The organism is Arthrobacter glycogeni (assembly GCF_054510815.1).
In genome coordinates, this window is sequence record NZ_JBTNDV010000013.1 from 54,765 (window position 1) to 81,249 (window position 26,485).

The window sequence follows — 26,485 nt, forward strand, 5'->3', positions numbered from 1 at the left end:
TGTAGGTAGGTGGGGCTGGTTTGACCTACATCTTGCGGGTCTTGGGATCCAGCGACTCGCGCAACGACTCGCCCAGCAGGGTGAAGCCCAGCGCTGTGACGGCAATACAGATGCCCGGCAGGAACGCCAACTGCGGTGAGTTCGCGAGCTCGCTCTGGGCATAGGTGAGCATCCTGCCCCACTCAGCGGTCTGCGGCAGCCCGCCGCCCAGCCCCAGGAAGGACAGCGCAGCGGCGTCGATCACGGCGGTGGCCAGGGTGAGGGTGGCCTGGACGATGACCGGTCCCACGCTGTTGGGCAGCAGGTGGCTCATGGTGATGGTGGAACGGCTCAGGCCCAGCGTCTGCGCGGCCAGGATGTAATCCGAGCCCCGCTGTGACAGCATCGAGGCACGCAGCAGGCGCGCGAAGATGGGCACCTGGGAGACGCCGATCGCGATCATCACCGCGTACGGCCCCTGACCGAGGATTGCGGCGATGCTGACCGCGAGGAGGAGGTTCGGTACGGAGAGCAGGATGTCGACGAACCGCATGATGACGCTGTCGACCCAGCCGCCGAGCCCCCCAGCGAGCAGCCCGAGGACCATGCCGCCAGCCAGTCCGAGGGTGGTGGAGATAACCCCGATCAGCAGCGACGCCTGAGCACCCCAAATGAGCTTGCTCATCAGGTCACCACCGAACCGGTCGAGGCCCAGCGGGTAGGCATCGATCTCGCCCGGGCCGGGAATGTTGGTCGGCGTGATTTCCGTCCGGCCCGGCAGTTCGTTGCCACCGTACGGGGCCAAGACTGGCGCGAGGATGGCCACCAGGATGAACAATCCCACGATGATGGCACCCGCGATGGCTTGGGGGTTTCTCTTCAGCCGACGGAAGGCGTCCTTCCAGAGGCCGGTGCCGGCGCCGTCGGGAATGGTCGGTTCGGCAGGCGACACGCCGCCGCCGGCCGCGGGAGGCAAAGTGGTACTCATTGCACACGCACCCTCGGGTCGATGATGCTATACGAAACGTCAACAATCAGGTTGATCAGGGCATACAGGACGGCAATAAAGATGATGAACCCTTGAAGCACGGGGTAGTCGAGGCCGAAGATCGCATCACGCAGGAAGTTGCCTATCCCGTTGAACGCGAAGACCGTCTCGGTCAGCACCGCGCCGGAAATCAGCAGGCCCAGTTGCAGGCCGATGGTGGTCACCACAGGAAGCATGGCATTGCGGAGAATGAAACGGTTCCTGATGGTCTTTTCGAGCAGGCCTTTCGCACGGGCGGTGCGGACATAGTCGGCGTTCTGCACCTCAAGGACCGATGCACGGGTGATCCGCACGATGATGGCCAGCGGAATGGTGCCCAACGCAATGCCCGGCAGGATCAGATGCTGGAAAGCATCCCAGGCGGCATCCCACTCGCCCGTGAGCATTCCGTCCAGGACATAGAAGTCGGTGACGTGCGTGGCATTCATTCGAGGATTCTGTCGGCCGTCTGGGGGCAGGATGGGCCACTGGATGGCGAAGATGTATTTCAGGATGAAGGCCAGGAAGAACACGGGAATGGTGATCCCGAGCAGACTGAGCACCACTGAGCTGTGGTCGACGAAACGCCCGTAGTGGCGGGCTGCGAGGTAGCCCAAGGGGATCCCAATCCCGATCGCGAAAATCAGGGCAACGACGGTCAGCTCGATCGTTGCAGGGAACCGGGTGGCGAACTCCTCCAGCACCGGGCGACCGGTGATGATGGAGATGCCGAAGTCGCCCTGCAGGAGCTTGCCCATGTAGGTGAAGTACTGGGTGATGATCGGCTCATTGAAGCCATACAGCTCATTCACCCTTTCCACCGCTTCCGGTGTGGCACGCTCGCCCAGCAGCGCTGTTGCCGGCCCACCGGGAAGATTACGCACCCACAGGAACAACAGGATCGACAAGCCGATCAGGGTGGGTACCAGCAGCGCGAGGCGCTTACCTATGACGCGTAACACGAGGTCCTTTCAGAAACGGGTCAAACACTGTCCAACGGCAGGAGAGCCGGGCCCGAGAGGACCCGGCTCTCCTGCCGTTGAAAATGTTACTCGCTGAGTTCGATCATGGAGAAGACCTCGTCGTTGACGGGGCTCGCCGGGTAGGACGTGACCCGCGGCGCGAAGGCCAGGGACGGCGCCGGGTGAGCCAACGGGATCGCCGGGTTGAACTCGGCGATCTGTTCGTTGATCTTCTCGTACGCTGCCGTCTGCTCTTCACGATCGGTCATGCCGCGGGCATCGCTCAGGGCGGTGAACAGCTCGGGGTTGTCGAAACCGAACTCAAGCTTCTCCTGGCCGAAGAACACGCCGATGAAGTTGTCAGTGTCGTTGTAGTCGCCGGTCCAGCCCAGCAGGTGGATCCCGTGGTCGGCGGTTCCCTGAATCTTGTCGAGGTAATCGGGGGTCCACACATCGGGGGCCGGTGTTGCAGTGATGCCAACCGCGCTCAGCTGATCGGTCAGGTTGGTGAAGACCTGCTCAGGAGTGGGCATGTAAGGCCGTGAAACACCCGTCGGGTAGTTGAACTGGACCTCGAAGCCGTCGGGGTAGCCCGCTTCTGCAAGCAGTTCCTTGGCGCGTTCGGGATCGTAGTCGTAGGTGGTGACCTCGTCGTTGTACCCGTCAACCACGTCAGGGATGAACTGGGTGGCGAGCTGCGTTCCTTCAGGAAGCGTCTGGTCGATCAAGGCCTGCTTGTCGATGGCATGGTGGATGGCCTGCCGAACGAGGGGATCGCTAAGCTCTTCGACCTCGTGGTTCAGACCCAGATACAGGATGGTGAACGGGTCACGAGGGACGATCATGAAGCCTTCGTCCTCGAGCGTCGGGGTGTCTGCTGGAGAGACCAGGTCGAACCCGTCAACCGTCCCGGCCTGCAGGGCTTGGGTGCGCGCCTGTGGGTCGCTGATCATGCGGAAGATGATGGTCTCCACCTGACCTTGCTCTCCCCAGTAGTCCTCGTAGGTGGACAGCTGGAGCTGCTCGCCGACGTCCCAGGAGTCAAACTTGAACGGTCCGGTTCCGACGGGGTTCCCCTCGGCGTACGCGCTCAGGGCGGGCGCTTCGGCGGAGCCGCCGATGTCATCGGCAGCGAACTCTTCGAGCGCCGTCGGGCTCTGCATGGCGAAGGCTGGCAGCGACAGGGCAGGAATGAACCCGGCGAAGGGCTGCGCGAGGGTCACAGTTGCTTCAAGGTCACCGTTCACCTCGCACGACTCGTAGACGGCAGCGTCCGGCGAGTCGGCGAAGCCGCGGAACAGGTTGTTGTAGTAGTAGGACACTGAGGGCGCCTGTGCCACTCCAGTCCAGTTGTACCAGCGCTCGAAGTTGAAGCAGACCGCTTCGGCGTTGAACTCGGTGCCGTCGTGGAACGTAACACCCTCCTTCAGCGCGAAGGTGGTCGACAGGCCGTCCTCGGAGGTTTCCCAGGACTCGGCGAGGAGCGGAGCGGGATCAGCGGTGCCTGCCTCCACACCGACCAATCCTTCAAACATCTGGCGACTGACCCGGAAGGTCTCGCCGTCACTGGCAAATGCAGGGTCGAGGGATGCCGGGTCCGAGGAGGCAGCAAAAACGAAGGTCGAATCGACTGTCGCTTCACCGCCGTCGGCAGTGCCTTCGTCCCGCTGGCTTTCGACGCAGCCGGAAAGCAACAGCGCACCGATTGCCAATCCAGCCGTCATCACAGCGGCCCGCTTCTTTGCGGGGCGTGAGCTGCGCGACCGTGTGGCGCTTACTTGCATGTTGAGCTCCTCATGTACGAGTGGTGAGGCAGTGCACGTGACGTGATGCCCTGACGGCGACGCAGAGCGTAGCAATCTGTGGAATGAGCCTAACCCGGAGTATGGGCTGTAATGGGATTTACATCACAGAGGAGATTACGATTTGATCACGCGTCCATCGCTCGCACGCCCCCGGCCGGGAGAGATTCGGAGCGGTTGACCCGGCGAATCGGAAGGAACAGCATGCCCGAAAAGCTCGACACCGCAGCCTGGTACCGGCGGTTCGCTCTCATCGAGACCCGCGGATATTCGGCCACCTACGACGCGTGGTGCACCGGGATCAGCGAGGATTCAGAACTACTCGCTCTGCTGAACGATCTGCCCGCCGCGAAACGTCAACCCAACCTGCTGCTGGGCGCTGCACGGTTCGAGGGCGTCCAACCGGGGCCATACCCGGACTTTCGAGCGTTCGTCCTGGAACATTGGCCGCAGGTGCGCGGGACGATGCTCGCCCGGAGCACCCAGACCAACGAGGCGGGCCGGTGCGCGGTGCTTCTGCCGCTACTTGCTCGGATCGCCGCGGGCTCCGGCGACGAAAACATGCCGCTGGCTTTGGTCGAGGTGGGCGCCTCCGCCGGTTTGTGCCTGTACCCGGACCGGTACGGGTACTCGTACGACGGGGGCCCGGTCCTGTCCGCGGCCGACGTTCCGGACGCGCTGGTCATGGAGTGTGCCACGCGTGGCGGCCCCCCGCTACCCGACCGGGTACCCCGCGTGGGTTTTCGGGCGGGCCTTGACCTGAATCCGCTCGATGTGGCAAACGACGACGACGTCGCCTGGCTGGAGGCGCTCGTCTGGCCGGAGCACACCCGCCGGCTGGACCGGCTGCGTGCCGCCGTGACCGTGGCCCGCCGCGAACCGCCGCTGCTGGTCGAGGGGGATCTGACCGTCGATCTTGAGAAGTTGGTGCATCGGGCGCCTACCGACGCCACCGTCGTGGTCTTTCACAGCGCTGTCCTCGCCTACGTGGACGAGGCGGGGCGGAGTGCTTTTCGGGACACCATGCGGCGGCTCACAGCGGACCGGGACCGGCCCCTGCACTGGCTGTCCAACGAAGGGTATGGGGTGCTGCCCGGCGTCGAGGGGGCGCTGCAGAAAGATGACGCCGAGGTGGACCGCCTGTTTGTTCTGGCCCACAACGGGCAGGCGGTGGCCCGGACGGGCGGCCACGGGCAGGCCCTCGACTGGCTAAGCTGATCCGTTAGCGGCGGTTGCACTGTCCCGCCGACACGGTGTCGGCGAAGGCGCCCGCTTGTTCGGCGATCGGCCGCAGCTCGGCCAGGGTGAGGGCATAGCCGACCGGTGCGTCCTGAGTGGATTTAGCGAAGATGACTCCTGCCACCCTGCCCTGCAGGTCCAGTAACGGTCCGCCAGAGTTTCCCTGCTGGACATTCGCCGCGAGGCTGTAGACGTTCACCGGCGACGGGTCGGCCCCGTAGATGTTCGAGACCAGGACGTCGCTGCGATTCTGGATGCTTGCTGGCTGGATCTGGAAGGGTCCACCCGCCGGGTAGCCGGCGAACGCCGCGGTGTCCCCACGGGCCAGGTCCTCACCGAGTGGCAGGGCGGCGCGGTCCAAGCCGTCAACGGCGAGAACAGCAATGTCCCGTACAGCGTCGAAGTGCACAATCCGGCCGGGCAGGGCTCCCCCATCGGGTATCTCCACCACCGGTTCGTTGACTCCCGCGACCACATGCGCGTTGGTCACCACCCGGCCCGGAGCGATGATGAAGCCGGAGCCGGTCTGGTTCTGGCCACATTGGAAAGCCGTGCCAGCGATCCGCAGCACCGATGCGGAGGCTGCGGCCAGCTCCGGGGTGTCGACGGCCGCGTCGGGGACCGGCATCGGGGCCGCCGGGGCGACGCTTTCGAGAATGGTGGGGATTCCGTCGTCGACGGCGATGGTTCGCAGCTGTGCCATCCACGTGCGCACCTGCGACGGCGTGAGGTTGTCAATCCCCCTGATCACCTGGGACGAGGCGATGGATTGGGAGAGGAAGGGCATACCGAGGGTGCCAATACTGAAGGCCAGCATGGACATCACCAGTGCGGCGACCACCAGATTGACGGCACCTCCCAGCAGCCGGTCCACCATCCGGATCGGTCGGAAGTCGAGGGCGCGGCGGATTCCTCCTCCGAGCCGCGAGCCGAGGGCCTGGCCGACCACCACCAGCACCAGTGCGGTGAGGATGATCGCGGGAAGCCGCCAGGCGTCGTCGGGCACCCATTCGCTGACCAGTGGGATGGCGAAGAAGGCCGCTACGGCTCCGGCGACGAAGCCTGCGATTCCGCCGAGCGTCACCAGGAACCCGTTGCGGAGGCCGGCAACGAGATATCCGACCAGTGCCAGCACCAGCAGAATGTCCAAGATGGTGAAGTCCGGCACGTGCGCTCTCCCTGATCGTCAGGAGGCACTTCGCCTCCCTTACCTGTGTGAGTGTATCCGGCGGTACTGACAATCTGCTGAGCGCTCAGGGCACTCCGTTGCGCCGTGTTCAGTGCCATACCAGGGAGTTTGGGTCTGATCGATGGGCAATTCGGCTATTCCGACGGCGAACATGCGTGTAGCAGGTGTCACAACTTCGTTATGTACGGCAAGATGGGACGAGCCGACAATTTATCAGGAGAATTCATGGACATCGAGGTACTGCGCCGAGCGCCGCTCTTCGCTTCACTGGGCGACGACGTTTTCGCCGCACTCACCGACGAGCTGACCGAAGTGGACCTCTCCCGCGGGGCCTCAGTCTTCCGCGAGGGCGATCAGGGCGACCAGCTGTATTTCATCGTGTCAGGGAAGATCAAGCTGGGCCGCACCGCCCAGGACGGTCGCGAGAACCTACTGGCGATCCTCGGCCCAGGTGAGCTGTTCGGCGAGATGGCCCTCTTCGATCCCAGCCCGCGCACCGCGACGGCCACCGCTGTTTCCGAGACGCGTCTTGCCGGCTTGAAGAATGAGAACCTTCGGACACTGCTGGAAACGCGTCCCGAGGTCTCCGCGCAGCTGCTGCAGGCCCTGGCCCGCCGGCTGCGCCGTACCAACGAATCACTGGCCGACTTGGTGTTCTCGGACGTTCCGGGCCGTGTGGCGAAGGCCCTGTTGGATCTGGCTGACCGGTTCGGTCGTCCGGCCACTGATGGCATCCTGGTGGCCCACGAGCTGACGCAGGAGGAGCTCGCCCAGTTGGTCGGCGCCTCCCGCGAAACCGTCAACAAGGCGCTAGCTGAGTTCGTGCAGCGGGGGTGGCTGCGCCTTGAGGCGCGCGCCGTCGTCATCCTGGACATCCAGCGTCTGCGTCAGCGCAGCCGCTAAACCTTTTGCGCACCCGTGGCGGGTAGTTGCCATGGTGTTGTCGAAGCTGCACTAATGTTTCAGTTCGATCCCCGCCGCGGCAGGCATGGCTGAATGTGGAGGGGGTCAGCGGCCGCGCTGGCCGGACCCGCCCTCGGTGGCTACGGAGCAGGCGACCTCAAGCATCGGGTCGGCTTCCTCGGAGGGTGTAACGAGGTGCGGGTAATAGACTTTCATGGGTCGCTTGTGCGTCAGATAGGCGACGCAGCCCTTGGACGACCCGATCTTCTCCAACATCAGTTCGACGGCGGGAACCGCGATCTCGTCCAGCGTGCGACCCACGGAATTGGGCTGGCCCACTTCGTCGCCCAGCGCTGTGGTCTCGGCACGCGCCACCTCCCGGGCAGCGCACCGCCATTCACCCCAGATTCCCTTACTTCCAAGCACTGATGCTTCCTGGCTGGTCGGCTGCGCGGCAGCGAAATAGTGGGTGTCAAACCGTCGGTGGGCGTAATCCGGGCTGAGCCAGTGAGCCAGCGGCTTCAACAGGTCTGTGCGGATCCCCAGTCCCCGGCGCGTCAGGATCTCCGAAAAGGATCGTTCCTGAGTGGCGATGTCCTCACGGGCCTTCATCCATTCAGGATTCCGGCTGCCGTCGACGAGGGATGCGGCGTCCGGCCCTGCCAGCAGCACCCCTGTTTCTTCGAACAACTCGCGGATGGCTCCGACCACATGGCGCCGCGCCGCGAACACGTCGTCAATGCCCATCGCCTTGGCCCATTGGGCGGGCGCGGGACCGAACCAGGCGACGTCGTCGTCGTCGGACTCCTCAATGCTGCCGCCCGGAAACGCGACGATCCCCAGCGGGGATTCGCCACGCCGGTACGACAGATAGGTTTCGGTGCCGGCGGGGGCGTCACGGATCAACACAACCGACGACGCCGAGCGCGGCTTGACCGGCGTACGCTCGCCGTGTTCGACCCAGCTTCGCGCTGCGTCAAGCTGATCTTCGGGAACTGGGAAAAGTCGGTTACTAATATGGCCCACAGGAATCAGACAAACTCCGCGATAATTTCGACTTCCACCGGCGCATCCCGGGGAAGAACTGCGACGCCGACGGCGGACCGTGCGTGCGCACCGGCGTCGCCGAGTACTTGCCCCAGGAGGTCGGACGCTCCGTTGATGACCTGGGGCTGGCCGGTGAAGCTCGGGTCGGACGCGACGAAGCCTACGACCTTGACAACCCGGCTAATCCGGTCGAGATCCCCAATCTGGGATTTGATAGCCGCCAGGGCGTTGACCGCGCAGATCGCCGCATACTCTTTGGCGGCCTCCGGTGTCACCTCAGCGCCGACCTTGCCCAAAGCTGGGAGTTCACCGTTAATAAGGGGGAGTTGCCCGGCAGTGAAAACGTAGCTACCACTAACCACCGCGGGTACGTACGAAGCCAGGGGCTGCGCAACATCCGGAAGGGTGATTCCAAGCTCCAGCAGCCGCTGTTCCACAGCTGATGTTGGGTTGTCGGTGCTGGTCACGACTGGTTCTTCTCTCGTTTCAAGTAGGCGACGAGGCCCTTGCCGTCCGGTCCGGGAACTACCTGCACCAGCTCCCAGCCGTCCTCGCCCCACTGATCCAGAATCTGCTTCGTGGCGTGGATGATGAGCGGAATTGTGGAGTACTCCCATTTGGTCATGGTTCACAGACTAGCGCGTGCTTGTAAACTGGAGTAATGGCTGCTCGTAAATCACCGATCTTTGACACAGCAACCACCCTGGGGAAGATGATTGCGTTTCTCGGAATCAGTGCTTTGAGCGGGGTGCTTGCTGCGGGTCTTTTGGTCCCCATCGCTGCGGCGGCGGGTACCGGAGCTTCCGCATCGATCCAGTTCTTCGAGGAACTGCCGGCGGAACTGGAGCGCGGGGCACTGGCCCAGCCGTCGAGGATCCTCGCCTCTGATGGGTCGCTCATCGCGACTCTTTACGAAGAGAACCGTCAGCCGGTCACCCTCGACCAGATATCCCCCAACATGGTAAACGCGCTCCTCGCGATTGAGGACGCCCGGTTCTACGAGCACGGCGGCGTTGACCTGCAGGGCATCATGAGCGCGATAGTGAGCAACGTCAGCAGCGACGTCACCCGCGGCGCCTCGACCATCACCCAGCAGTACGTCAACAACGTTCTCATCGATGCCAGCCTGCAGAACGGCGACGAATCTGTCACCTTCAGCGGCGGAAAAACCATCGGCGACAAGCTCCGCGAAGCCAAACTGGCCATCGCCGTGGAGAAAGAGTTGAGCAAGGACGAGATCCTTGAGGGCTACCTCAACATAGTGCCGTTTACCGGCACTACCTTCGGAGTGCAGGCAGCGTCGAGATATTTCTTCAACGTTGAAGCCGCGGATTTGAACATCCAACAGGCTGCTCTCCTCGCAGGAGTGGTAAATGGACCCACCTATTACAGCCCCGAGCTCAACCCGGAGCGCTCGCTGGAACGTCGCAACCTGGTGCTCAACGCCATGTTGTCCAATGACCACATCACCCAGGAAGAGTACGACGCCGCCGTCGTCACCGATTTGGGCCTGGCTATCACTCCTACGCTGAGCGGTTGTGTTGGCGCCGAGCAGGCACCGTACTTCTGTGACTACGTCACCCACCTGGTCCTGAACGATCCGGCGTACGGTGAAACCCTTGAGGCGCGTCAGGACACCCTCTACCGCGCAGGCCTCACCATTACGACGACGCTGGACCCGGCAGCGCAGACAGCCGCACAGACGGCCATCTCCGAAACCGCCGCCCGCGATACGACCGACCCCTCGGTTGGCCACTCGATGGTCAGCATCGAGCCGGGCACCGGAGACATCCTGGTGATGGCTCAGAACACCAGGTATATGCCGGGTACCGAGCCAGGCGATTCAGTGCTGAATTTCAACGTTGACGTTTATCAGGGTGGAGACCCCGCTATGCCCCTCGGCGGGGTCGGCGGGTTCCAGCCTGGATCGACGTTCAAACCATTCGCTGTGGGAGGTTGGCTTGAGGATGGTAGGGCTTTGAATACAGTGGTGAATGGCAGCAAAAAAGAGTACCCAGTAGGAGACCGGTGGGAGGCCAGCTGCCTCCAGAATGGTTACTGGGAGAATCCCGGACCTGAGCCCTACGAGCCGCAGAACTACGGGGACATCAACTACGGCAACTACTCGGTTCTTGAGGGGCTGGCGCAGTCCTATAACACCGTCACTATGGAGACGGCCGACCAGATCGACCTTTGCATGCCGTTCCAGATCGCATCCGATCTCGGTGTCCATGACGGCAAGAGCGCGGAGGGTGAGTACACGCCGCTTCAGGTATTACCCTCGGCGTTGATTGGTGGCGGCAGCGAGGTGTCCCCAATGTCCATGGCGACGGCTTACGCCGCCTTGGGAGCCGAGGGTCTGACCTGTGAGCCGCGGGCTCTTACCGAAGTGGTTGCTGTCGACGGCACCAGCTTCCCCGTCCCGGAACAGAAATGTGTGCAGGCGATTCCCAAGGAATTGGCACGAGGAATCAACTACGCCACCGAAGCCGTGATGGACCGTGGATCGGGTCAGCTCCTCGAATTCGGCGACGTACCGATGGCGGGAAAAACGGGAACCAATGATGATCGGTCACAAACCTGGTTCATGGGCTACAACTCAGGTATGGCCACGGCGAGTTGGCTCGGAAACTGGAAAGCCAACAGCGTTTCGCTCTCTGACTTGCGCATTGGCGGGCAGATTTATGAGGAGATTGACGGCGCGTTCGTCGCGGCGCCATCCTGGGAACGCTTCATGCAGCAGATCCCTGGCCTCTACCCGGCCGAGCCGTTCGCCGACCCTCCGCAGCGCATGCTCAACGCGCAACGCCCCAGCACCACGACACGGCCCGGCAACGGTGACCGGGCCACACGTCCGGGAACCGGCAACCAGGGTGATCCTGGAAACAGCGGCCCGCCAGCCGATGCACCACCGGGAAACAATCCCGATAATCCAGACAATAACGAAGACGAAGGCTGATCTTGGGTTCATCGAAGCTGCTCGACGCCACGACAATCGCGTTGGGTGGTACCGCAGCGGTAGCCGTCGCCGGACTCGGCTACGCCTCCCTCGTGGAACGCAACCTGTTCCGGCTGCGCGAGGAGACCCTGGCGATCCTCCCGCCGGGCAGCCGTCCGCTGAGAGTTCTGCACCTCTCCGACATTCACATGGCGCCTCGGCAGACCGCCAAGACGCAGTGGTTGAAGGGCCTGGCCCGGCTCAAACCTGACCTCGTAATCAACACGGGCGACAACCTGAGCCACCGCAAAGGTGTTGAACCGCTGCTCGAGGCCCTCGGCCCGTTGCTGCAGGTTCCCGGCGTGTTTGTGCCCGGATCCAACGACTACTACGCCCCGGTGCTGAACAACCCGCTGCGGTATTTCGCCGGCCCGTCGAAGCCTCGGTCCGGGCATGAACCGAAAGCCCTGCCATGGGCGGAGATGTTCAGGGGCTTCGGGAACGCGGGGTGGATTGACCTCGCCAACCGTTCCCAGTCGGTAGCCGTGGGAAATCTGCGGCTCGACTTCACCGGCGTGGATGACCCCCATATCAACCGCGACTCCTACGCCGGCTACCCCGCCGGCAGCAGCACCTCCCCCGACGCGCGGCACCTGAAGATCGCCGTCGCACATGCCCCCTACCAGCGGGTGCTGGATTACTTCACCGCTGGCGGCGCACATCTCATCCTTGCCGGCCACACCCATGGCGGTCAGGTCTGCATCCCGGGCTACGGGGCCTTGGTCAGCAACTGCGACCTTCCCACCTGGCGGGCCCGCGGTGTCACCAACTGGAACCATGAGGGCCGCAGTATCCCGCTGAACGTGTCGGCAGGAATCGGCACATCGCGGTTCGCGCCGGTCCGTTTCGCCTGCCGCCCCGAGGCAGTGTTGCTCACCCTCACCGTGAGGGAAGTTCCGCCGGCTCAGTCGTAGCGTGCGGCCACCCGGGACAAGGGTACAGCTCTGACATAGGATAGTTGCTACGGGACACGAAAAGCCCGTTCCCGGTAGATCCGCCTCTCAGTGTCAAGACGGAAGCATGCAGACTCAAACCACCCTGTGGGAATCGCTCGGCCGACTGTACCCGCACCTTAAGCCCATCCTGCCGCGGCTGATGCTGGGTCTCACCTGCGCGCTGGGCGCCAGCCTGATGGCGCTGGCCATCCCGCAGGTATTCCGGGTGCTGATCAACGATGCCCTCGCCGTTGGAGGTGCGACGTCGACCGTCTGGATCGCCGCCGGGGTAGTCCTCCTGCTGGGCATTCTTGAAGCGACCTTCGTTGCGTTGCGCCGTCAGTTCGTCATCGCACCGGCGACGACTGTCGAAACCAGGATGCGGACCTCCTTCTACCGTCACCTGCAGGACCTGACGGTCGCCTTCCACGACCGCTGGGGCAGCGGCCAGCTCCTCTCCCGTGCCATGTCTGACCTGAACCTGATGCGCCGGTGGATGGCGTTCGGGTTGATCATGCTGGTGGTGACGTCGCTGACCGTAGTGATCGGCGTCGTCGTCATGTTCCTGACCTCCTGGGTGCTGGCCCTGATCTTCCTTGCCGCGGCGCTGCCGATCATGATCTATGGCTTCAGGTTCCGCACCTCCTATAGCAAGGTGTCCCGGAAGAGCCAGGACCAGGCCGGCGATCTCGCCACCACCGTCGAGGAGTCGGTGCACGGCATCAGGGTCCTCAAGGCCTTCGGTCGCAGCCGCGAGGCCCTGGAGGGCTTCAACCTGCAGGCCGAGGAGCTCCGGCAGACGGAAATCTACAAGGCCCGCTCGCTGGCCAACTTCTCCCTGATCGTCACCCTGCTGCCTGAACTGGCGTTGGGTGCTTCACTGGTGGTCGGCGTGTTGTTTGCCGCCAACGGTGACCTGTCCATTGGCGCTCTGGTGGCTTTCTTCGCCACCGCGGCAGTGGTCGCCACCCCGGTCGAGTTCATCGGTCCGCTGCTGGCCATGACCTTCACCGCCAAGACCGCCATCGACCGGCACTACGAGGTCATGGAGTCCGTCAACACCATCACCGATCCCGAGGAGCCGGTCCGCCTGACCGACCCCCGCGGCGAGGTCACCTTCACCGATGTGCATTTCCGCTACCCCGACGCCGAGGACGGCACCGCCGATGTGCTAAACGGCATCAATCTCACCCTGCGGGCGGGTGAGACGATGGCGCTGGTCGGCGTCACCGGGAGCGGCAAGAGCACCCTCCTGGAGCTGGTCCCGCGCCTCTATGAGGTGACCGGCGGCTCCATCAGGATCGACGGCACGGATCTGCGCAGTATCGCCATCGACGACCTGCGCACCCACGTCTCGGTCGCCTTCGAGGACACCACCCTGTTCTCCAGCTCGGTCCGTGAGAACGTCCTGATGGGCGCCGAGCCGCGGGATGACCACCACGCCGAGAACATTCTGGAGGAGGCGCTCGACGTCGCCCAGGCGCACTTCGCGTATTCCCTGCCCGAAGGCGTCGACACCCTGATCGGTGAGGAGGGCCTGAGTCTGTCCGGCGGCCAACGCCAGCGGATCGCCCTGGCCCGGTCCATCGCCGCCAAACCACGGGTACTGGTCCTCGACGACCCGCTCTCGGCGCTCGACGTGCGCACCGAGGAGCTCGTCGAGAAAGGCCTGCGGCAGGTCCTCGATCACACCACCACGCTGATCGTCGCCCACCGGCCCTCGACCGTCGCACTCGCCGACCGGGTGGCGCTGCTCGAGGACGGCCGAATCACCGACGTCGGCACCCACACCGAGCTACTGGCCCGCAACACCCACTACCGGTACGTGATCGCGAGCCTCAACGACGAGCCAACCGATCTTGACACCGAACTTGAGGACCTGAAGAACGACGACGAGGGGGCACTCGCGTGAGCACATCACCACAGCCAAACAACGGGAAGGCACCCGCCGGGGGGACGTCGTCGGGCGTCGCCAACGAGGACGACGTCCTCCTCTCCAAGGCCCAGAACAAGTCGGTGCGGTCCCGCTCTTTCCGGCTCCTGGGGTCTCTCATCCAGCCCAACCGGCGGCAGTTCAGCTGGACTATCTCCCTGGTGGTTGGCTCCCAGGCCGCCCGCGTGGCTGGCCCTGCCGTCATCGCGTTCGGCATCGACAACGCCCTTCCGTCACTGCTCGACGGCGACCCGACCTACCTTTGGCTCGCCGGCCTCACCTACCTGATCGCCGCCGTGCTGACGGCCACCCTGACCGCGGGCTACGTCCGGGCGACGGCACTGCTCAGTCAGGCGATGCTCCTGGATCTGCGGCTCCGCGTCTTCCGGCACACCCAGCGGCTGAGCCTCGAGTTCCACGAAAAGTACACGTCGGGGCGCATCATTTCCCGGCAGACCTCCGACCTGGAGGCGCTGCGCGAACTCCTGGACTCCGGGGTCAGTTCCCTCGCGTCCGGCGTCATGTACATGCTGTTCACCGCTATCACCATCTTCATCCTCGACTGGCGGACCGGTCTGCTGATCCTCGTCGCCGCGGTGCCGATGTTCCTGCTGGCCCGCTGGTACCAGAAGCACTCACAGATCGCGTTCCGCTCCTCACGGGTGGTGTCGGCGCGGTTGATCGTCCACTTCATCGAGACCATGACCGGGATCCGCGCGGTCAAGGCCTTCCGCCGCGAGGAAGTCAACGCCGCCAAATACGACGAGCTGGCCGAGGACTACCGCCAGGTCACCGTCCGGTCGATCAACCTCAACGGCATCTTCCAGCCGGGCCTGGTGCTGATCGGCAACGTGACCGTTGCCGTGGTGCTGCTGGTGGGCGGGTTCCGGGTGCTGGATGGCTCGCTGGCCGTCGGCGCCCTGCTCGCCCTTCTGCTGTACAGCAAGCGGTTCTTCCAACCGGTGGACCAGATGGCCATGTTCTACAACTCGTTCCAGTCGGCGTCGGCGGCGCTGGAGAAGGTGTCCGGTCTCCTCGAGGAGGTGCCAACCGTCCGCCCTCCCCGGAACCCGGTGCCGCTGAAGGATCCCCGCGGGGAGATCAGGTTCGACGGCGTGGAGTTCCGTTACGGCGACGGCCCGGTCATCCTGCCCACCATGGACCTGCACATCCCAGCCGGCCAGACCATTGCGCTGGTGGGTCAGACCGGCGCCGGCAAGTCGACCTTGGCGAAGATCATCGCCCGGTTCTACGACGTCTCGGCCGGCGGCATCACGCTCGACGGTATCGATATCCGGGAGGTCGAGCCCCGCGACCTGCGGCGCGCCGTCGTGATGGTGACACAGGAGGCGTTCCTGTTCAGCGGCAGCGTGGCGGACAACATTGCGCTCGGGAAGCCGGAAGCCACCCGGGAGGAGATCGAGGCGGCGGCCCGCTCGGTGGGTGCTGACGCGTTCATCAGGTCCCTGCCCGACGGTTACGACACCGACGTGAACAAGCGTGGCGGCCGGGTCTCCTCGGGGCAGCGCCAGCTGATCAGCTTTGCCCGCGCATTTCTGGCCAACCCCGCGGTGCTGATCCTGGACGAGGCCACCTCGTCGCTGGACATCCCCAGCGAACGGCTGGTGCAGGAGGGGCTGCAGAAGCTGCTCGGCAACCGCACCGCCCTGATCATCGCCCACCGCCTATCCACCGTGTCGATCGCCGACCGGGTGCTCGTGGTTCACGACGGCGAGGTGGTGGAGGACGGTACCCCGGCGGAGTTGATCGGCGGCGACGGCCGGTTCGCGACCCTGCACGCGGCCTGGCAGGAGACGCTGGTTTAGCTTTACATCCCCGGGTGCTCAGGTAGTCTGTTGCTGGAGCGGCCAATTTTGACGGTCGCCAGCTTCGGGGTGTGGCGCAGCTTGGTAGCGCGCGTCGTTCGGGACGACGAGGTCGCAGGTTCAATTCCTGTCACCCCGACCATTGTGAAAACGCCTCATGGCTCAGAAAGGCCAACCACGGGGATTTTTCATGCCCACGGCTTCCCACCCCCGCGCACGATCACTGGGAAGGCGAGTCAATCCCACTGATGGAGGCCCATCAGCGGGAGCCGCGGTGTCCGCCCGACACAAATGCCCACTCAAGCCCGCAGGTAGCTGAGCTTCAGCGGCTATGCCCACCCACAAGGCCCGCCTGGTGAGCAGGAGTGCACAAATACGGGTTCCCCGGCACCGCTTCCCATCCATCAGAGGCGGTTAGCGGGAAGGTCTAGACAATCCCAGCGGTCAAGGTCCAGCAGTGGGATCGCGTGAAGCCGATCCCGCTCACCTGCCCACGATGGGCAGTCAGAGAGTGGGCATAGACCCACATGCCCACTGGCACGGCGCCCTCAGTGAGCAGGAGTACACGAAATCAGGTGATGGGTGAGCGAAACGGGGTGGAACTAGGCGAAAGTGAGGCCGGTCAGCCGCTCGTAGGCCTCGATGTACCGGCCGCGGGTCTTCGAGATGATCTCGGCGGGGAGTTCCGGCGGCGCGGAGGCCTTGTCCCAGCCGGAGGCATCCGAGGTGAGCCAATCCCTGACGAACTGCTTGTCGAAGGACGGCTGCGCCTGGCCCGGCGCATACAAAGCTGCATCCCAGAACCGTGAGGAGTCGGGGGTCAGCACCTCGTCCCCGAGGGTGATCTGCCCGTCGGCGGACAGCCCGAACTCCACCTTCGTGTCAGCGAGGACGATCCCCCGGGACCGGGCAATTTCCTCGGCCCGGCCATAGATTGCCAGGGTCAGACGCCGCAACTCCTCCGCCACGCGTGCGCCAACGGTGGCGACGACGTCGTCGTAGGCAATGTTCTCGTCGTGCTCGCCCACCGCTGCCTTGGCCGACGGCGTGAACAGGGCCGACTCCAGCCGGGATCCATCCTCCAGCCCGGCCGGCAACGGAAGCGAACACACGGTGCCCGCCGACCGGTATTCCAGCAGCCCGGACCCGGTCAGGTAGCCGCGAGCGATGCATTCCACCGGGAACATCTCCAGTTTGCTGCAGATCATCCCCCGGCCAGCCACCTCGTGGGGCACCTCGGTGGACAGCACATGGTTGGGCACCTCGGTGAGCTGCTCAAACCACCACAGACTCAGCTGGGTCAGGACGCGGCCCTTGTCCGGAATCTCCGACGACAGCACGAAGTCGTAGGCGCTGATCCGGTCGCTTGCGACCACCAGCACCCGGTCCTCCGGCCCGGTCAGCGGCGAGTACAGGTCCCGCACCTTTCCCGAATAGCTGTGCTTCCAGCCGGGAACGTCAATGTACGACGGCGTAAAGGTCACGCTCAGGCCCCCGCAGGGCTCGCTGCCGAAGCAGCGGTCGCGGGCGTCAACGGTGAGGCAACAATCGGTGCCGCAACGGTGCCCCGCGCCGCCTTGAGCGCAATGTCGGTGCGGTACTGCCCACCCTTGAGTTCGAGCTGCGCCATCCCGCGGTACGCCTTCTCGCGGGCGGCGGCGAGGTCATCCCCGAGCCCGACGACGGCGAGTACCCGCCCACCGGCCGACACCACCTTGCCGTGCTTCAGCGCGGTTCCGGCGTGCAACACGTGCACGCCGTCGACCGCTTCGGCCTTCTTCAGGCCACGCACGCGGTCGCCGGTACGGGGCACGTCCGGGTAGTTTGCCGAGGCGAGGACCACCGCCACCGCTGACTGCGGTGACCAGTTGAGGCTTTCGATCCGGTCCAGCCCGCCCTTGGCGGCGGCCAACAGCACCCCGCCGAGGGGTGTTCGCAGCCGGGCCAGCACCGCCTGCGTCTCGGGATCCCCGAACCGGGCGTTGAACTCGATCACCCGCAGGCCACGGGCGGTCAGCGCCAGCCCAACGTAAAGAACCCCGACGAACGGGGTGCCGCGGTGGGCCATCTCGTCGATGGTCGGCTGCGCGACCCGGTCAATCACCTCGTCAACCAGCCCGGTGGGGGCCCAATCGAGGGGTGAATAAGCACCCATACCGCCGGTGTTTGGTCCCTGGTCGCCGTCGTGAATGCGCTTGAAGTCCTGAGCAGGTGCGAGGGGCAGCACGTTGCGGCCATCGGAGAGGACGAAGAGTGACACCTCGGGCCCGTCGAGGAACTCTTCAATCACCACCGTGCCGCCGGCGTCGAAGCAGGCTTGCGCATGCTCGAGGGCCTCGGCGCGGTCGAAGGTGACCACCACGCCTTTACCGGCGGCCAATCCGTCATCCTTGACGACGAAGGGGGCACCGAAAATGTCCAGCGCCTCTGCCGCCTGCTCAGGGGTGGAAGCCACCCGGGCCATCCCGGTCGGGACGTTGGCTGCGGCCATGATCTGCTTGGCGAAAGCCTTCGACGCTTCCAGCTGGGCGGCCTCCTGCGATGGACCGAAAACGGGGATCCCCGCTTCCTGTAGCGCGTCGGCCACCCCCGCGGCGAGCGGCGCTTCAGGACCAATCACCACCAGGTCCGAGGCCAGAGACTGGGCCAGCGTGGTGACGGCGGCCGGATCGGCGGCGTCAACGGCATGGGTTGGCACGATGCCCGAGATACCGGCGTTGCCGGGGGCTGCGTGCACCTCGTGCACGAACGGATCGGCCAGCAACGCTCGGACAAGGGCGTGTTCGCGGCCGCCGGGGCCTATCACTAGAACCTTCACAGTAGATCAGCGTACTGGCTCGGCCGAGTCCTCGCGACGGTGTGACGGGCGAATCACCCCTATGACAACCCATACTCTCGACACGTCACTCCGAATTAAAGGCATGAAAGCTTTACGACGCCCCGGGCGCAAGGAATCCTTATTGGCAGCACTGGCCGGAATAGTCTCCGCTGGCCTGGTGCTGGGCGTTGCCGAGCTGCTCGGCGCCTTCCTCACCGCCCGCGCCGCGCCGCTGATCGCACTCGGCTCCACCTTCATTGATTTCACCCCACCGTGGCTGAAGGACTTCGCCATCGCCACCTTCGGCACCAATGACAAGGTGGCGCTCTTCGTCGGGATGGGCGTCACGATTGTTGTCCTTGCTGCCATCCTCGGCGTGGTCGCCTACCGCAAATGGGTGTTCGGGGTGGCGGGCGTACTGCTGATGGGTGCAGTCATCGTCGCTGCCGTGATCTCCCGGGCCGGGGCTACCCTGCTGGACGCCGTGCCGACAGTGATCGGAACCGCCGTGGGGCTGCTTGCCCTGCGCTATCTGGTCCGTGCGCTGCATGCAGCCCACGACGACGGCGCCCACCGTTCAGACGCCAGCAGCACCATCAACGGCATCAGCGCCAGCAGCACCACCGCCCGCACGGCTGGCGCGGCAACAACCAACGGCACCAGCCGACGCACCTTCTTCGCCGCCGCAGGCATCACCGCCATCGTCGCCGGAGCCGCGGCTGCCGGCGGCCGGGCCATCGCCGGAGCCCGCAACACGGTCAACATGGCGCGTGAGGCCCTCACCTTCCCCACCCCGGCCAGTGCCGCACCGGCTATCCCCGCCGGGGTGGAATCCGGCGTCGACGGCGTGGTCCCCTGGCTGACCCCCAACCCCGACTTCTACCGGATCGACACTGCCCTGAGCGTGCCGCAGATCGATCTGGAGACTTGGGAGCTGCGGGTGCACGGCATGGTGGAGGAAGAGATCACCATGACCTTTCAGGACCTGCTCGATGCGGACCTGATCGAACGCCACGTCACCCTGACCTGCGTCTCCAACCCCGTCGGCGGAAACCTGGCCGGCAACGCGAAGTGGCTCGGCTACCCGATCCGCGAGCTGCTGGCGCGGGCCAGGCCGACCGGCGACGCGGACATGGTGCTTTCCACCAGCACCGACGGTTTCAGCGCCTCCACTCCCCTGCCGATCCTGCAGGATGACCGCGATGCGATGCTTGCGATCGCCATGAACGGCGAACCCCTTCCCTTGGAACATGGCTATCCCGTCCGCATGGTGGTTCCCGGCCTGTACGGCTATGTGTCGGCCACCAAATGGGTTGTCGATCTTGAGGTCACCCGGTTCGCCGACAAGACCGCTTACTGGACCGACCGCGGGTGGTCCGAAAAGGGTCCGATCAAGACCATGGCCCGCGTCGAGGTGCCCCGCTCCTTTGCCCAGCTCCCCGCCGGTACCTCCACCATCGGCGGGTCAGCGTGGGCGCAGCACCGCGGCATCACCAAGGTTGAAGTCCAGATTGACGACGGCGACTGGGAAGAAGCGACGCTCGCCACCGAAGCGTCGGTGGACACCTGGCGCCAGTGGTCCCACGAGATCAACCTCGAATCGGGCTCACACACCGTCCGCGCCCGTGCCTACGACCCCGACGGCGTCCAGACCGAAGAACGCGCCGACACCGTACCCAACGGCGCCTCGGGCTGGCAGTCGGTGCAGTTCACCGTCGCCTAGGCCCGCATAGCCTCCAATCTTGTGCCCACCGGATGTCCGTTCACTCCGGTGGGCACAAGCTCCACCCCGTACCCCTCCGATGGGCGATACTAGTTTCATGCCTCAGACCTTCTCCTCTTCCGACGCCGTAGACCTGGCTGTCCTGGAACGTAACGGCTTCATCGAATCACGGCACCTGGGCTCAGCGGTGATCCTGGCCGCCGATGGCACAGTCGTCACCGAGCTCGGCGACATCAACGCCCCCGTCTTCCCGCGCTCCACCCTCAAACCTTTCCAGGCCCTCGCGACCATGCAGTCGGGGGTCCCGCTGCGCGGGCCGCAGGTGGCGCTGGCAACCGCCAGCCATGTGGGCTCCCACGAGCACATGGACGTGGTCCGCACCATGCTCAGCGCCGCCGGGGTCTCCGAGGAGCACCTCCAGTGCCCGGCCGACTGGCCCCAGGACGAGGAAGCCCGCAACTGGCTGATCCGCACCGAAAAGGGCAAGCAGCGCATCGCGTTCAACTGCTCCGGCAAACACGCCGCCTTCCTGTGGGCCTGCACCGAGAACAACTGGGATCACTCCACCTACCTTGACCCCTCCCATCCGTTGCAACAACGCATTGCAGCCGTCATCGAGGAGTACACCGAAGAGCAGGTGTCCCACTGGGGGGTCGACGGCTGCGGGGCTCCCCTCGCCGCGGTGTCGCTCAAGGGCCTGGCCCGCGGCATCGGCAAGTTCTCCCGTGCCCCGTCCGACAAGCACGCCGACGCCCGCGCGGCGACGATTGCCACCGCCATGCTCGACTATCCCTGGGCCGTCCACGGACGCGGCCGGGAAAATTCGGTGGTGATGGAAGATCTGGGCATCATCTCCAAGAACGGGGCCGAAGGGGTGCTGGTCATGGGTACCGACACCGGCGTCTCCCTGGCCCTGAAGATCCTTGACGGCAACATCCGCGCCACCACCCTGGTGGGCCTGACCCTCCTGGCTGCGGCAGGCGCCGTCGACGTCGACAAGGTGGGTGCCGTCCTCGAAAAAGTGGTGCCGCCGGTGCTCGGCGGCAACGAACCGGTTGGCAAGCTCCGGCTCGCCGGACCGGTCACGGCCCTCCTGGACTAGCCGCGATGGCACGACGACGGATCCCCGCCTCAGCCGGCGAGTCAGCCCTCGACGCGGTGCGGTCCGGATCTGCCGCCCGGCCCGAGACGGCCACTGCCGTGCGCTACGCCCTGGAGGAACTCGCTGAACGCGCTCCGGGCAACAGCGTAGAGGTGCGGGTGCCGCCATTCGGGGTAGCCCAATGCATCGCCGGGCCCCGCCACACCCGTGGCACGCCGCCGAACGTGGTGGAGACCGACGCCGCTACCTGGCTGGCCCTCGTGACCGGAACCCTGGCCTGGGCCGACGCCGTGAACGCCGGAAGGGTCGCTGCCTCAGGCCAGCGGGCCGACCTGAGTGACTTGTTGCCACTGTTCGCCGCTCAGGATCGTTCGCCGTCATGACCGCCGAGCACACACGCCCGCGAACCTCTTTCATCACTGAGGGCTTGCGGTCGACGACGTCGGCCATCCGCAGGCAGCCGTCGGCTGCGCTGATCACCGCCCTCCTCGTCACCGTCCTGTACACCGTGTACTCGGTGGCGCAGTGGAACCGGCTGGACACCCCCTCCTGGGACCTTGGCATCTTCACCCAGCTGGCCAAGGCGTACGCCGGGTTCGACGCGCCGATTGTCCCCATCAAAGGCGACGGCTTCAACCTGCTCGGCGACCACTTTCATCCGCTCCTGGTGCTCCTCGGCCCCGCCTATGCCTTCTTCCCTTCCGGCCTAACCCTGCTGGTGGTCCAGAATCTCCTGATCGGGGTCTCGGTCCTGGTCATCGCCCGGCTGGGGATCCGCCGTTTCGGGACGGTCATTGGCACCTGCCTCGGCGCGGCGTACGGGCTGTCGTGGGGTCTGCAGACGGCAGTGGCCGCGCAATTCCACGAGATTGCCTTCGCGGTTCTGCTGCTGGCGCTCGCTCTTGAGGCAATGATTAGCGGCCGGCTGCGCACCGCCGTCGTCTGGGCCGGGCTGCTGGTGTTCGTGAAGGAGGACCTGGGCCTGACTGTCGCGGCGATCGGACTGGTCATCGCCTGGCGGTACAAGAACCGGATCGGATGGTGGCTCGCCGCCTGGGGAATCGGCTGGCTGCTGCTTTCCGTGGCGGTGATCCTGCCCCTGCTCAACAGCGGTGGACAGTACGACTACTCCGACCGGATCGACGTCCGCGGGATGCTCGCAGACCCTCTCGGTGCCCTGGTCACCATCTTCTCCGCGGGCGCCAAATACGAGACGGTGTGGCTGCTGTTGCTGGCTGGCGGCTTCCTGTTCCTCAGGTCGCCGCTGGCCCTGGTCATGGTGCCCACCGTGGCGTGGCGTTTCGTGTCGGGAAACGACGTCTATTGGGGGCCCGAATGGCATTACAGCGCCGTTCTGATGCCCGTGCTGTTCGCCGCGCTGATCGACGCCATTGACACGTCCCGCCGGTCACGACGGCGGTGGTTGCGCGTGGCCGGCGCCGCCGTCGTCCCGGCCGTCGCTGTCGTCGCCCTCCTCCTGCTACCGACCCAACCCCTGGGCGACCTGGCGGACCCGGACACCTTCCGCCAGTCCGGGCGGTGGGAAACAGCAGACCGGTTGATGGCCCTGTTCCCGGCGGGCGCGAGCGTGGAGAGCGGTGTGGTGCTGATGCCGTATCTGGTTCCCGACACCGAGGTGTTCTGGTTGGGCAACGACAATCCGCCGCCGGATTACCTGATCGTCGACAACCAGGACTGGAGCTGGGGCCCCACCCAGCCCGAGGACGCAGTGGCACATGCCGAAGAGACCTATCCCGGATCGTCCTATGAACTGATCTTTCGGGAGGACGGCTATCAGGTGGTCAGGCGGGTCGGCTAATCGCCGGTAGCCTTAAAGCATGAGTTCAGAGCAGCAGCCACCCCGTGACGAGGACGCTGAGGCAGCATCGCCCGACGCCGAAGCCCCGGTCGGCGAGACGCCCGGCCCCACCGCCGGCCAGGAGCGAGGCCCAGCCCGCCGTGAAGTGACGGTGCGCCGCGCACCGCGGTTCGCGCCGTTCATGGGGCTCGGCGTGTTGGTCGGTGTCATTGTCGCGGCGATCGTCGCGTATGCCGGCCCCGGCGATGCCACCCTGACCCGGGAATCCATCTTCGGATTCTTCATCATGGTGTTCGCAATCCCCGGCCTGCTTTTGGGCGCTCTTCTGGTCCTGGTCCTGGACCGGATCAGCGTCCGCCGCACCCAACGCGCCGTCGCCGAGCGCACATACGACGACGAGCTTCACCCCGACTGACCGATGGAAGCGCCAACGCCAACGCGTGAGAGAATGATGCAATGGTTCGCGGTGACGGAAATCTTTCCCATGACCTTCTTCCAGGTGAGAAGGGCCCTCAGGATGCCTGCGGTGTTTTCGGTGTCTGGGCTCCTGGCGAGGAGGTGGCTAAGCTCGCGTACTACGGTCTGTATGCGCTCCAGCACCGTGGCCAGGAATCTGCCGGCATCGCCACCAGCAACGGTGAGCGGATCAACGTTTATAAGGACATGGGCCTGGTCTCCCAGGTCTTCGACGAAACCACCCTCAACACCCTCGAAGGCCACATCGCTGTCGGCCACTGCCGGTACTCGACCACAGGGTCCTCGAATTGGGCCAACGCGCAACCTACCCTCGGCGCCACCGCCGTCGGCACTGTAGCTCTCGCCCACAACGGCAACCTCACCAACTCGGCGGACCTCTACCAGATGATCCTCGACCGCCAGGGGAAGCCGCGCAGCGGCGAAATGGCCCAGGGCAACACTTCGGATACCGCACTGGTGACTACCCTCCTCGCGGGCGACGACGGCCGGTCCCTCGAAGAAACCGCCCTTGAACTGCTCCCCAAAATCAACGGCGCCTTCTGCTTCGTGTTCATGGATGAAGGCACCCTCTACGCGGCGCGGGACCCCCACGGTGTCCGCCCCCTGGTCCTCGGCCGCCTCGAACGTGGCTGGGTGGTCGCCTCCGAGCAGGCAGCCCTGGCCACCGTGGGTGCCAGTTTCATCAGGGAGATCGGGCCCGGCGAGTTCATCGCGATCGACGAGGACGGCGTCCGCACCCGGAAATTCGCCCAGCCCACTAGGGCTGGCTGCGTCTTCGAGTACGTCTATTTGGCCCGGCCGGACGCAGCCATTGCCGGCCGCTCGGTCTACGAAGCCCGGGTGGAAATGGGCCGCCAGCTGGCACGCGAGAACTCGGCCGAGGCCGACGTCGTCATCCCCGTCCCGGAGTCCGGCACCCCCGCCGCCGTGGGTTTTGCCGAGCAGTCGGGCATTCCATTTGCTCACGGATTTGTGAAGAACTCCTACGTGGGCCGCACCTTCATCCAGCCCAGCCAGACCCTCCGGCAGCTCGGCATCCGCCTGAAACTCAACGCGCTGGAATCGGTCATCCGGGGGAAGCGGATCATCGTCGTCGACGATTCGATTGTGCGCGGCAACACCCAGCGGGCGGTAGTGCGGATGCTCCGCGAGGCGGGCGCCGCCTCAGTGCACGTAAAGATCTCTTCCCCGCCGGTGCGCTGGCCCTGCTTCTACGGGATCGACTTCGCCTCCCGCGCCGAGCTCATCGCCAACGGCGCCGCAGTGGAGCAGATCAGCAACTCCATCGGCGCTGACAGCCTCGCCTATATCTCCGAAGATGGCATGATCGCCGCCACCGAGCAGCCGCGCGAACGGTTGTGCACCGCCTGCTTCACCGGCGATTATCCCATCGCGCTGCCCGCTGAGGAGCGCCGCGGCAAAAACCTGTTGGAACGGCTCGATCCGGCCGACGACCCGGGATCCAACGGGTGCGATCCAGGACCCGACAGCGAGTTCGAAGCAGTGCTGACCGCCGAAGACAAGAAAGAACGGGTATGACCACCAACTCCCCCATCACCTATGCCAGCGCTGGAGTGGACGTGGAAGCCGGCGACCGCGCCGTCGAACTGATGAAGGACGCCGTCCGGGCCACCCACGGCCCGCAGGTCATCGGTGGAGTCGGCGGGTTCGCTGGCCTCTATGACGTCTCCCGCCTGCTGACCTACCGCAAGCCCCTGCTGGCGACGTCGACCGACGGTGTCGGCACCAAGGTAGCCATCGCTCAGGCCATGGACATCCACGACACCATCGGGTTTGACCTGGTGGGCATGGTGGTCGACGACATCGTGGTGGTCGGCGCCGAGCCCCTGTTCATGACCGACTACATTGCCTGCGGCAAGGTGGTGCCCGAGCGCATCGCCGACATTGTCCGGGGCATCGCCGCGGCCTGTTCGGTCGCCGGGACCGCCCTGGTGGGTGGCGAGACAGCCGAACACCCCGGCCTGCTGGGGGAACACGAGTACGACGTCGCCGGCGCCGCCACCGGCGTGGTGGAGGCCGATGCGCTGCTCGGCCCGGACCGGGTGAGGGAAGGCGACGTGATCCTTGGGATGGCGTCTTCGGGCCTGCACTCCAACGGCTACTCGCTGGTGCGCCGCATCATCAACCGGGCCGGCTGGGCGCTGGACCGCCAGGTCAGTGAGCTGGGGCGCACGCTCGGCGAGGAGCTCCTTGAGCCCACCCGTGTCTACGCTGCGGACTGCCTCGACCTGGCTCGTTTCCTGCCGGTCGGCAACAACTCAAGCGTTCACGGCTTCAGCCATGTTACCGGCGGGGGGCTCGCAGCCAACCTGGCCCGGGTGCTGCCGCACGGGCTGGAAGCAACAGTCGACCGGTCCACCTGGGAGCTGCCTGCCATCTTCAAGCTCGTGGCCGAGCTCGGCGCGGTGCCGCTGCCGGACCTGGAACGCACCCTGAACCTGGGCGTCGGGATGGTGGCGATCGTCTCGGCCCCGGCCGCGGATGCCGCTATCGCGCGGTTGACCGAACGGGGCGTCCCCGCCTGGGTGATGGGTCAGGTGGCAGCAGCCTCCGATGAATCCACTGAGGGGCCCGACTACGTGCAGGGTGCCAAGGGCGTCGACGGTGGATCGGTGCGCCTGGTCGGCCAGTACGCCTAGGCTTTCGGCCCTTATGGGGGCACAGAAAAGTGGGGTACCTGCAGGA

At 65.3% G+C, this 26,485-nt stretch carries 22 protein-coding genes and 1 tRNA gene; 14 read left to right on the top strand and 9 right to left on the bottom strand.

The features are described 5' to 3' along the window. Window positions 1–25: 25 nt before the first annotated feature. The 3 genes from ACX80G_RS13850 to ACX80G_RS13860 form a co-directional block, all read right to left on the bottom strand. Window positions 26–967, bottom strand: a complete 942-nt coding sequence (locus ACX80G_RS13850) for an ABC transporter permease (protein WP_459308277.1) — start codon at window positions 965–967, stop codon at window positions 26–28. After that, window positions 964–1,968, bottom strand: coding sequence for an ABC transporter permease (locus ACX80G_RS13855; RefSeq protein ID WP_459308279.1), 1,005 nt, complete (start codon window positions 1,966–1,968; stop codon window positions 964–966). Before ACX80G_RS13855 ends, ACX80G_RS13850 begins: the two co-directional genes overlap by 4 nt. A gap of 86 nt (window positions 1,969–2,054) precedes the next feature. Beyond that, entirely contained in the window at window positions 2,055–3,692 is a 1,638-nt protein-coding gene (locus ACX80G_RS13860) for an ABC transporter substrate-binding protein (protein WP_459308281.1), read from the bottom strand. A 282-nt stretch (window positions 3,693–3,974) separates the two neighbouring features. On the opposite strand from ACX80G_RS13860, the gene ACX80G_RS13865 reads away from it, so the two are divergent. Beyond that, a complete protein-coding gene (locus ACX80G_RS13865) occupies window positions 3,975–4,988 on the top strand; it encodes a DUF2332 domain-containing protein (protein WP_459308282.1) in 1,014 nt (337 codons plus the stop codon). 4 nt (window positions 4,989–4,992) lie between these two features. Here the strand turns inward: ACX80G_RS13865 and ACX80G_RS13870 are convergent, their stop codons facing one another. After that, on the bottom strand, window positions 4,993–6,177 hold the full coding sequence (locus ACX80G_RS13870; RefSeq protein WP_459308284.1) for a MarP family serine protease: 1,185 nt from the start codon (window positions 6,175–6,177) through the stop codon (window positions 4,993–4,995). Window positions 6,178–6,423: 246 nt separating this feature from the next. Here ACX80G_RS13870 and ACX80G_RS13875 point away from each other — a divergent pair, with 246 nt between their 5' ends. Further along, window positions 6,424–7,101 carry a Crp/Fnr family transcriptional regulator gene (locus ACX80G_RS13875; protein WP_019483148.1) on the top strand — a complete coding sequence of 226 codons (678 nt, stop codon included), beginning with the start codon at window positions 6,424–6,426 and terminating at the stop codon, window positions 7,099–7,101. Window positions 7,102–7,206: 105 nt separating this feature from the next. On the opposite strand, the gene ACX80G_RS13880 is transcribed toward ACX80G_RS13875, so the two are convergent. From ACX80G_RS13880 to sp36, 3 genes are read right to left on the bottom strand one after another with little or no spacing between them, the layout of a single operon-like run. Next, window positions 7,207–8,127 carry an NUDIX hydrolase gene (locus ACX80G_RS13880; RefSeq protein ID WP_459308285.1) on the bottom strand — a complete coding sequence of 307 codons (921 nt, stop codon included), beginning with the start codon at window positions 8,125–8,127 and terminating at the stop codon, window positions 7,207–7,209. 5 nt (window positions 8,128–8,132) lie between these two features. Beyond that, window positions 8,133–8,615 carry a RidA family protein gene (locus tag ACX80G_RS13885; RefSeq protein ID WP_459308287.1) on the bottom strand — a complete coding sequence of 161 codons (483 nt, stop codon included), beginning with the start codon at window positions 8,613–8,615 and terminating at the stop codon, window positions 8,133–8,135. Next, on the bottom strand, window positions 8,612–8,773 hold the full coding sequence (sp36, locus tag ACX80G_RS13890; RefSeq protein ID WP_019483144.1) for a Sp36 family protein: 162 nt from the start codon (window positions 8,771–8,773) through the stop codon (window positions 8,612–8,614). Before sp36 ends, ACX80G_RS13885 begins: the two co-directional genes overlap by 4 nt. Before the next feature lie 36 nt (window positions 8,774–8,809). Here sp36 and ACX80G_RS13895 point away from each other — a divergent pair, with 36 nt between their 5' ends. From ACX80G_RS13895 to ACX80G_RS13915, 5 genes are all read left to right on the top strand, one after another. Then, entirely contained in the window at window positions 8,810–11,107 is a 2,298-nt protein-coding gene (locus tag ACX80G_RS13895) for a transglycosylase domain-containing protein (RefSeq protein ID WP_459308289.1), read from the top strand. A 2-nt stretch (window positions 11,108–11,109) separates the two neighbouring features. Continuing rightward, window positions 11,110–12,060 carry a metallophosphoesterase gene (locus tag ACX80G_RS13900; protein ID WP_459308290.1) on the top strand — a complete coding sequence of 317 codons (951 nt, stop codon included), beginning with the start codon at window positions 11,110–11,112 and terminating at the stop codon, window positions 12,058–12,060. Window positions 12,061–12,166: 106 nt separating this feature from the next. Continuing rightward, the gene (locus ACX80G_RS13905; protein WP_459308292.1) at window positions 12,167–13,993 is read left to right on the top strand and encodes an ABC transporter ATP-binding protein; all 1,827 of its coding nucleotides are present in this window, start codon (window positions 12,167–12,169) and stop codon (window positions 13,991–13,993) included. Further along, on the top strand, window positions 13,990–15,840 hold the full coding sequence (locus tag ACX80G_RS13910) for an ABC transporter ATP-binding protein (protein ID WP_459308294.1): 1,851 nt from the start codon (window positions 13,990–13,992) through the stop codon (window positions 15,838–15,840). Before ACX80G_RS13905 ends, ACX80G_RS13910 begins: the two co-directional genes overlap by 4 nt. Window positions 15,841–15,905: 65 nt before the next feature. After that, window positions 15,906–15,982 (top strand) — tRNA-Pro (locus tag ACX80G_RS13915). Between the two features lie 460 nt (window positions 15,983–16,442). Here the strand turns inward: ACX80G_RS13915 and ACX80G_RS13920 are convergent. Both ACX80G_RS13920 and purD read right to left on the bottom strand, forming a co-directional pair. Continuing rightward, on the bottom strand, window positions 16,443–17,324 hold the full coding sequence (locus ACX80G_RS13920; RefSeq protein WP_459308295.1) for a phosphoribosylaminoimidazolesuccinocarboxamide synthase: 882 nt from the start codon (window positions 17,322–17,324) through the stop codon (window positions 16,443–16,445). Window positions 17,325–17,326: 2 nt separating this feature from the next. Beyond that, on the bottom strand, window positions 17,327–18,658 hold the full coding sequence (gene purD, locus ACX80G_RS13925) for a phosphoribosylamine--glycine ligase (RefSeq protein WP_459308296.1): 1,332 nt from the start codon (window positions 18,656–18,658) through the stop codon (window positions 17,327–17,329). A gap of 103 nt (window positions 18,659–18,761) precedes the next feature. On the opposite strand from purD, the gene ACX80G_RS13930 reads away from it, so the two are divergent. From ACX80G_RS13930 to purM, 7 genes are all read left to right on the top strand, one after another. Continuing rightward, entirely contained in the window at window positions 18,762–20,381 is a 1,620-nt protein-coding gene (locus tag ACX80G_RS13930; protein ID WP_459308298.1) for a molybdopterin-dependent oxidoreductase, read from the top strand. A 97-nt stretch (window positions 20,382–20,478) separates the two neighbouring features. Then, a complete protein-coding gene (locus tag ACX80G_RS13935; protein WP_459308300.1) occupies window positions 20,479–21,483 on the top strand; it encodes an asparaginase in 1,005 nt (334 codons plus the stop codon). Window positions 21,484–21,488: 5 nt separating this feature from the next. Next, on the top strand, window positions 21,489–21,866 hold the full coding sequence (locus tag ACX80G_RS13940) for a sterol carrier family protein (RefSeq protein WP_459308302.1): 378 nt from the start codon (window positions 21,489–21,491) through the stop codon (window positions 21,864–21,866). After that, window positions 21,863–23,302, top strand: a complete 1,440-nt coding sequence (locus ACX80G_RS13945; RefSeq protein WP_459308303.1) for a DUF2079 domain-containing protein — start codon at window positions 21,863–21,865, stop codon at window positions 23,300–23,302. Before ACX80G_RS13940 ends, ACX80G_RS13945 begins: the two co-directional genes overlap by 4 nt. Before the next feature lie 19 nt (window positions 23,303–23,321). Next, window positions 23,322–23,717: a hypothetical protein gene (locus ACX80G_RS13950; protein WP_459308305.1), complete on the top strand. Its 396-nt coding sequence runs from the start codon at window positions 23,322–23,324 to the stop codon at window positions 23,715–23,717. 41 nt (window positions 23,718–23,758) lie between these two features. After that, window positions 23,759–25,318 (top strand): amidophosphoribosyltransferase, encoded by a 1,560-nt coding sequence (purF, locus tag ACX80G_RS13955; RefSeq protein WP_459308307.1) that lies wholly within the window; start codon window positions 23,759–23,761, stop codon window positions 25,316–25,318. Beyond that, on the top strand, window positions 25,315–26,439 hold the full coding sequence (gene purM / locus ACX80G_RS13960) for a phosphoribosylformylglycinamidine cyclo-ligase (RefSeq protein WP_459308309.1): 1,125 nt from the start codon (window positions 25,315–25,317) through the stop codon (window positions 26,437–26,439). Before purF ends, purM begins: the two co-directional genes overlap by 4 nt. The last annotated feature ends 46 nt before the right edge of the window (window positions 26,440–26,485 follow it).

Coding starts and splice junctions, on each gene's coding strand:
- ACX80G_RS13850 (WP_459308277.1), bottom strand. CDS start 967: ATGAGTACCACTTTGCCTCCCGCGGCCGGCGGCGGCGTGTCGCCTGCC.
- ACX80G_RS13860 (WP_459308281.1), bottom strand. CDS start 3,692: ATGACGGCTGGATTGGCAATCGGTGCGCTGTTGCTTTCCGGCTGCGTC.
- ACX80G_RS13865 (WP_459308282.1), top strand. CDS start 3,975: ATGCCCGAAAAGCTCGACACCGCAGCCTGGTACCGGCGGTTCGCTCTC.
- ACX80G_RS13875 (WP_019483148.1), top strand. CDS start 6,424: ATGGACATCGAGGTACTGCGCCGAGCGCCGCTCTTCGCTTCACTGGGC.
- sp36 (WP_019483144.1), bottom strand. CDS start 8,773: ATGACCAAATGGGAGTACTCCACAATTCCGCTCATCATCCACGCCACG.
- ACX80G_RS13895 (WP_459308289.1), top strand. CDS start 8,810: ATGGCTGCTCGTAAATCACCGATCTTTGACACAGCAACCACCCTGGGG.
- ACX80G_RS13905 (WP_459308292.1), top strand. CDS start 12,167: ATGCAGACTCAAACCACCCTGTGGGAATCGCTCGGCCGACTGTACCCG.
- ACX80G_RS13930 (WP_459308298.1), top strand. CDS start 18,762: ATGAAAGCTTTACGACGCCCCGGGCGCAAGGAATCCTTATTGGCAGCA.
- ACX80G_RS13935 (WP_459308300.1), top strand. CDS start 20,479: ATGCCTCAGACCTTCTCCTCTTCCGACGCCGTAGACCTGGCTGTCCTG.
- ACX80G_RS13940 (WP_459308302.1), top strand. CDS start 21,489: ATGGCACGACGACGGATCCCCGCCTCAGCCGGCGAGTCAGCCCTCGAC.
- ACX80G_RS13945 (WP_459308303.1), top strand. CDS start 21,863: ATGACCGCCGAGCACACACGCCCGCGAACCTCTTTCATCACTGAGGGC.
- ACX80G_RS13950 (WP_459308305.1), top strand. CDS start 23,322: ATGAGTTCAGAGCAGCAGCCACCCCGTGACGAGGACGCTGAGGCAGCA.
- purF (WP_459308307.1), top strand. CDS start 23,759: ATGGTTCGCGGTGACGGAAATCTTTCCCATGACCTTCTTCCAGGTGAG.
- purM (WP_459308309.1), top strand. CDS start 25,315: ATGACCACCAACTCCCCCATCACCTATGCCAGCGCTGGAGTGGACGTG.